This is a genomic window from Candidatus Pelagibacter communis, from assembly GCF_001180165.1.
GTDB lineage: Bacteria > Pseudomonadota > Alphaproteobacteria > Pelagibacterales > Pelagibacteraceae > Pelagibacter > Pelagibacter ubique_P.
On sequence record NZ_CVSQ01000020.1, the window covers coordinates 22,076 to 28,501 of the forward strand.

The 6,426-nt window shown below is 22.5% G+C and carries 7 protein-coding genes and 1 rRNA gene; 7 read left to right on the forward strand and 1 reads right to left on the reverse strand.

Annotated elements, in window-relative coordinates; all coding sequences use genetic code 11:
* The first annotated feature begins 88 nt into the window (after positions 1–88).
* From galE to AMN88_RS01465, 3 genes are read left to right on the forward strand one after another with little or no spacing between them, the layout of a single operon-like run.
* Positions 89–1,081 (forward strand): UDP-glucose 4-epimerase GalE, encoded by a 993-nt coding sequence (galE, locus tag AMN88_RS01455; RefSeq protein WP_075536113.1) that lies wholly within the window; start codon positions 89–91, stop codon positions 1,079–1,081.
* Between the two features lie 2 nt (positions 1,082–1,083).
* Positions 1,084–2,763: a hypothetical protein gene (locus tag AMN88_RS01460; RefSeq protein WP_075536114.1), complete on the forward strand. Its 1,680-nt coding sequence runs from the start codon at positions 1,084–1,086 to the stop codon at positions 2,761–2,763.
* 15 nt (positions 2,764–2,778) lie between these two features.
* Positions 2,779–3,495 (forward strand): FkbM family methyltransferase, encoded by a 717-nt coding sequence (locus AMN88_RS01465; RefSeq protein ID WP_075536115.1) that lies wholly within the window; start codon positions 2,779–2,781, stop codon positions 3,493–3,495.
* Positions 3,496–3,521: 26 nt separating this feature from the next.
* On the opposite strand, the gene AMN88_RS01470 is transcribed toward AMN88_RS01465, so the two are convergent.
* Positions 3,522–4,946 (reverse strand): glycosyltransferase family 2 protein, encoded by a 1,425-nt coding sequence (locus AMN88_RS01470; protein WP_075536116.1) that lies wholly within the window; start codon positions 4,944–4,946, stop codon positions 3,522–3,524.
* Between the two features lie 104 nt (positions 4,947–5,050).
* Between AMN88_RS01470 and AMN88_RS01475 the strand changes: the two genes are divergently transcribed.
* The 4 genes from AMN88_RS01475 (at position 5,051) to AMN88_RS01490 (ending at position 6,351) form a co-directional block, all read left to right on the forward strand.
* Positions 5,051–5,929, forward strand: a complete 879-nt coding sequence (locus tag AMN88_RS01475) for an NAD-dependent epimerase/dehydratase family protein (RefSeq protein WP_218836659.1) — start codon at positions 5,051–5,053, stop codon at positions 5,927–5,929.
* A gap of 56 nt (positions 5,930–5,985) precedes the next feature.
* Positions 5,986–6,100 (forward strand): 5S ribosomal RNA (rrf, locus tag AMN88_RS01480).
* Between the two features lie 9 nt (positions 6,101–6,109).
* The gene (gene ykgO / locus AMN88_RS01485; protein WP_008545413.1) at positions 6,110–6,235 is read left to right on the forward strand and encodes a type B 50S ribosomal protein L36; all 126 of its coding nucleotides are present in this window, start codon (positions 6,110–6,112) and stop codon (positions 6,233–6,235) included.
* 5 nt (positions 6,236–6,240) lie between these two features.
* On the forward strand, positions 6,241–6,351 hold the full coding sequence (locus tag AMN88_RS01490) for an aa3-type cytochrome c oxidase subunit IV (protein WP_075536117.1): 111 nt from the start codon (positions 6,241–6,243) through the stop codon (positions 6,349–6,351).
* The last annotated feature ends 75 nt before the right edge of the window (positions 6,352–6,426 follow it).

The following is a 6,426-nucleotide window of genomic DNA, read 5'->3' on the forward strand; positions in this document are numbered from 1 at the left end:
TATATCAATTGTAAATTAGATATTAAAAATAATTAATATATATAAAAATGAAAAAAAACATTAAAAATTATTTTAAAAATTTTCACAAATGTTAAAAAATATATTAATAACAGGAGGTGCTGGTTATATAGGCAGTACTGTAAGTCACTTCTTAATTGACAAAGGCTATTCAGTAACAATAATTGATAACTTAATAACTGGCCATAAACATTTAGTTCCTAAAAAAGCTGATTTAATAATATGTGATATTGATGATGAAAAAAGAATATCAAATTTATTAGATAAGAAAAAATTCGAATTAGTTATGCATTTTGCAGGATTAATAAGAGTTGATGAATCAGTAAAATTTCCAAAAAAATATTATGAATATAATTACATAAAAGCAAAAAAATTTTTTGAAATTTGCTTTAAAAAAAATTTATATAATATTTTATTATCTTCTACAGCTGCAGTTTATGGAAATAAGAAAAAAAAAGTATCAGAAAAATCAAATGTAAATCCATTAAATCCATATGCAAAATCAAAATTGAAAATTGAAAATTATCTAATAAAAAAATCTAATAAGCTTGCTGTTAAATATATCATCCTGAGATATTTCAATGTTGCAGGAACGGAAAAAAGAATGAGAACAGGACTTATATCAAATTTTTCTACACACTTAATTAAAAGAGCGTGTGAAGTGATAACAAATAAGAGGGATAAACTTACTATTAATGGAGATGATTATAATACAAAAGATGGAACACCTATTAGAGATTACATACATGTAAGTGATTTAGCAGAAATTCATTATTTATCATTAAAATACCTAGTTAAAAAAAAAAAATCTAGAATTTTTAATTGTGGATATGGTTATGGTTATTCAGTTAAAGATGTAATAACTGAACTTAATAAAATTTCAAAAAAAAAAATTCAAACAAATATTGGACCCAGACGTAAGTCAGATAGTGTCTATCTTGTAGCTAATTCTAAAAAATTTATCGACCTTTTTTTGTGGCAACCTAAATTTAATGACCTCTCTAAAATTCTTAATTCATCCTTAGAATGGGAAAAAAAAATAAAAAAAATGAATAAAAATTAATAATGAAATTTTTAATATTTATTTTTATATTTTACTTAAGTCTGATTTCTGTTCTCGGATATGGAATTTTATTTAATAAGGTATGTTTTGGTTTAAAAAAAAATGAAAATCAAAATGCAATATTCATTGGTTTTTATGGTTTATTTTTTTTGACTTTGTTCTCAATGTTTTCTAGTTTTTTTTTTAAACATAATTTTATTCATAATGCACCTCTTCATATAGCTGGAATAATTTTTTTTATATTCTTAAATTTTAGTCAAAAACGAAAGTTGTTAAAAACAATTTTTTTAATTTCGTTATTTACATTTGCTGCACTATTAATTTCAAAAACTCATGATGATTTTTCATATTATCATTTACCTTTTGTAGGATATTTAACTGAAAATAAAGTCATTTTTGGAATGGGAAACATAGGTCATGGTTACAATCTCATTTCTTCATTATTTTTTCTTAATTCTATTTTTTATTTGCCTTTTATTGAATTTTACGGATTTCACTTTAGTTTACTTCTTTATTTAATTTTTTTTAATTTTTTTTTATTGAAAGAAATTTTTTCTGATAAAAATCACGAAATAATTAAGATTTTATATTTACTGGCTTTTACTTTCTTTAATTTGTCTTTTAATAGGTTTGCCGAATATGGGACTGACAAGGTAGGACAAATTTTAATTGTCTTATTAGTTATTAAGCTTTTTCAATTTATATGTTTAGAAAAGGATAAACTTAAAATAAATAATTTATTACATATATTACCATTATTTGGTTTATGTATAAGTTTAAAAACTTATTTTTTACCATATGTGCTATTAGGTTTAACAATTTTTTTTATTAATTTTAAATTTTTTGAAATATTTAGAAAAATATTAGTTTCCAGGTCCTTTTTAGCATTTACTACAATAATTTTAATTTATTTTCTGCACCATTTCGTATCTACTGGCTGTTTAATTTCTCCTATTTCTCAAACTTGTTTTGGAAATTATTTTGATTGGGCAAGAGACAATATTCAAGTTAAAAATTTGTCTTTATGGTTGGAGCAATGGGCTAAAGCAGGAGCAGGTCCAAATTTTAGAGTAGATGATCCATTAGATTATATTAAGAAGCTTAACTGGTTTTCACATTGGGTAGAAAAATATTTTCTTGGAAAATTTATAGAACAATTTAGTCTATTATTATCAACATTATTCCTCATTTTTTTACTATTCAAAAAATTTAAATTAAAAAAGGAAAATTTTTTTAACAAAAAAATAATTTTTTTCTACTTTGTAATAATTATTATTTTTTTAATTTGGTTCTTAAAACATCCAACGTTAAGATATGGAGGATATTCGGTAATTTTTTTGACCTTATCTATTCCTTTTTCATATTTATCTTATAATTTTGAGAGTAGAAATAATTTTAATAAAAGATTTAAGTTTATAGTTTTATTTGTATTAATAGTTTTTAATGTAAAAAATATTAACAGAATAAGCAACGAGTTTGAAAGAAATGACATTTATAAATTTGATAATTTTCCATTTTTTTCTATTAACAAAAAAGATTATTTAATTAAAAAATTCTCTGCAGGATTAACTATTTACGAGACAAAAGGGCATTGCTGGAATACCCCAACCCCATGTACAAACGGAATGGATTCAACACTTAAAGTTAGAAAAAATCATGGATATTATTTTATTTATAAATGATTTTAAAATAAAAATATGCCCTTTATAAAATTAGTAATAAAATTATTAAATTTTTTTGATAATTTTAGACAAAAAAAAATTATAAAATTAATTAATTTAAAGATAAAAAAACCTATGATTATCTTTGATGTGGGATCACATCACGGGGAAACTATAGATATATTTAAAAAATATTTCAATTATGAGAAAATTTATTCTTTTGAGGCAAGTCCTTTAAATTACAAAATTTTAATTAAAAATTTTAAAAAGAAAAATAACAAAAATATTATTGTTTATAATTATGCATTAGGTTCAGATGAGAGCGATAAATATATTAACCAAACGTTAGAATCTTCATCATCAACAATCAATTCCTTAAATCAAAACTCAAAATATTATTCAAGAAAACTTAAAATGCTTAATATTAAAAATAAAAAAAAATATTTCATAAAAATACCAGTAAAAATGACTACATTAGATAAATTTATTACTAAAAATAATATTAAAACTATTGATTTGTTAAAAATAGACACAGAAGGGTATGAATTAAATATTCTTAAAGGATTATTAATTCATTACAACAAAGTTAAATTAATTTATTTTGAACACCATTATGATGATATGATAGAAAAGAAATACACATTCACTGATATTAATAAACTTTTAGTTAGTTATGGTTTTAAAATGATAAAAAAGAACAAAATGGTATTTAGAAAATCTTTTGAATATGTGTATGAAAATTTAAAGAATTAATGATTTAGCTGGTTTTAATTTTTAATTTATTTTTCTAACCTTAATTTATAAAAGGACAAAAATATAATATAAAGCATTCTGAAACCGTTAGATATTAATGATGTCATCTTTGTACTTCCTGCTTTTCTCTCAAAATAAGTCACTGGTACCTCAGTAATTTTTAAATTATTTTTGTAAGCTCCAATTAAAAGGTCAAAATCACCCCACAAATCTTTAGTTCCCCAATTTGAAATATCTTTTTTAATTTTATGCCAATCTTTTTTGTAAAATATTTTCGTTCCACACAAAGTATCAGTAATTTTTTTCTTAAATAATAAACTGAATAAAATTGCAAAAAAACTATTTCCAATAAAATTAAAAAATTTCATAGCATTTTCTTTTTGAGGATAAATCATTCTTGTACAATTTATAAAATCAGCATTAGTATTTTTTAAAATGTTTACTGATAGCTGGATATCTTTAAAACTTACTGTCAAATCTGCATCATAAATCACAATTATATCACCTGAAGCATTATCAATCCCTTTGTAGACATTTTCTGACTTACATACACCGGGACCTTCATATTTAATTATATTATGATTAGGTAATTTTTTTATTAGATTATCAATTTCTTGATTGGTTTTATCTTCCGATTTATCATCACCAAACAAGTATTCATTAGACTGATTATTGTTTAATATTTCGTCTTCAAAAATTTTTATATTTTTTTCCTCATTTTTACATGGGATAACAATTGAAACCCTTAACTTTTTAGATTTTTCTGAACTTTGAGTAATTTTTTTTAATATAGTTACATTAGTAAGACAAAATAAATTTAGTATTGGTAATCTAAAAAATTTATTTAAAAAATTTGTTAAAAATGGAATATAAATTGGGAGTGCAATTATTTTCTCGTTTCTTACAATTTCTAAATTACAGCTAGAATATAAATTGTTTAAATAAGAAGATGGTAAAAAGTTATTTTTTGAAGGAGAAAAGTTAAAAAAAAATTTTAAAATTTTTAAAACAATCATCCAAATAATATTTTTTGATAAAATTATAATTTTTGCATCATCTTTCATATATTTTGAAATATTTAGTAAATTTGATGCTGGATTAGATTGGTGTTCTACATCTGCTATAACTATCGTGTCACATTCATTTAAATCTAAATAATTTACATCATCAGTATATTGTAAATTTCCATTATATTGAAACTTATACTCATCATGTATTTCTTTCACAAAAATTTTTTTTGCACGAATATTTTTTGTTATGATTGAATTGCCTACGCAAAATACAAAAATTTTTTTTGAGTTATCAATGCAATTATTAATAAAATTTGAGATTTCTAAAAATAGAAATTTTTTTTTTTTAATAAAGTTTTTTCTGTTTTGAAGAAAATTTTTGAAATATTCGATACTTGAACTTAAATAATATTTTTTTTCAGATAGTTCTAAAATTTTCATATGAAATTTAATACCTATTATTTAAAATATAATATTTATATTTACTTTTTTTCCTATCATATATATCAAATAAATCTTATATAAAAATATATTTAAATTTCTTTATGATAAATGATTATATTGTTGTTACTGGTGGAGCTGGTTTCATTGGATCAAATTTAATAGAAAAACTTTTATTAAAAACAAAATCAAAAATACTTAGTATTGACAATTATACCACTGGAAAAAATAAAAATCATATTTTGAATAAAAGAATAAAATATATTACGGGAGATACAAAAAATATTTCTAAAATATTAGAAAAATATAAAAAAAAAATTAGAGTAATTTTTCATTTTGGTGAATTTTCAAGAATTTATCAAAGTTTTTTAAAAATGAATCAATGTATTGAATCAAATACAATTGGAACAAACGAGGTTTTTAATTTTTGTTTAAAAAATAAAATAAAATTAGTTTATTCAGCTACATCAGCGAGTATTGGAAATAAAGGTAATGACAAAAACCTATCTCCATATGCATTTACAAAAGCAAAAAATCTTGAAATGTTAGAAAATTTAAAGAAATGGTTCAATTTTAAATATGAAGTCATTTATTTTTATAATGTTTACGGACCTAAACAGATTGGATCAGGAAGCATGGCAACCGTGATAGGAATATTTGAAGATCAATATAAAAAAAAAACCCCATTAACTGTTGTAAGACCTGGAACTCAATCTAGGAGATTTACCCATGTTGAAGATACCGTAGATGCATGTATATATGCGTATCAGCAAAGTAAGTGTAGACACTATAGTATCTCAAATAAAAAGAGTTATTCCATAGTTCAAGTTGCAAGGATGTTTAATTCTAAAATTAAATTTTTACCTCCTAGACCTGGTGAGAGGTATGCTTCTGCTTTAACAAGTATGAATTTATCAAATAAAGTCTATAAGTTATTTGGAAAAACTAAATTAAGGGACTATCTTAGAGAAATAATTAAGTAGATAAATCAATATTATTTGCTTATTTACAATATTAATTAAATCAGTATAACACTATCGCCGGTAATTATTGCGTTGGTGTTATACCCGATCCCATTCCGAACTCGGAAGTCAAGCCCTACAGCGCCGATGGTACTTTGTCTTAAGGCATGGAAGAGTAGGTCATTGCCGGCATAAAAAATTATGAAAATAAAAAGTTCACTTAAATCTATAAAAAAAAGAGACCTTAATTCTAAATTAGTTAGAAGAAGAGGCAGAGTATACGTAATAAATAAAACGAACCCAAAATTTAAAGCAAGACAAAAATAATTTTTATGGATAATGAAAACCATAAAAACACGTGGAATAATTTTACTAGGTTTGTCCTTTGGGGAACTGTAGCTGTAATAGTAATTTTAGTTCTAATGGCGGTCTTTTTATTATAATTTTTTTATGAAAATTGGTTCAGTAATAGAAAATCAAACTTTTGAAAAAAGAATAGCAATAACTCCTGATATAAT

What these genes read in the sequence shown, in the direction of transcription:
- galE (WP_075536113.1), top strand. Translation starts at nt 89, where the DNA reads ATGTTAAAAAATATATTAATAACAGGAGGTGCTGGTTATATAGGCAGT.
- AMN88_RS01460 (WP_075536114.1), top strand. Translation starts at nt 1,084, where the DNA reads ATGAAATTTTTAATATTTATTTTTATATTTTACTTAAGTCTGATTTCT.
- AMN88_RS01465 (WP_075536115.1), top strand. Translation starts at nt 2,779, where the DNA reads ATGCCCTTTATAAAATTAGTAATAAAATTATTAAATTTTTTTGATAAT.
- AMN88_RS01470 (WP_075536116.1), bottom strand. Translation starts at nt 4,946, where the DNA reads ATGAAAATTTTAGAACTATCTGAAAAAAAATATTATTTAAGTTCAAGT.
- AMN88_RS01475 (WP_218836659.1), top strand. Translation starts at nt 5,051, where the DNA reads ATGATAAATGATTATATTGTTGTTACTGGTGGAGCTGGTTTCATTGGA.
- ykgO (WP_008545413.1), top strand. Translation starts at nt 6,110, where the DNA reads ATGAAAATAAAAAGTTCACTTAAATCTATAAAAAAAAGAGACCTTAAT.
- AMN88_RS01490 (WP_075536117.1), top strand. Translation starts at nt 6,241, where the DNA reads ATGGATAATGAAAACCATAAAAACACGTGGAATAATTTTACTAGGTTT.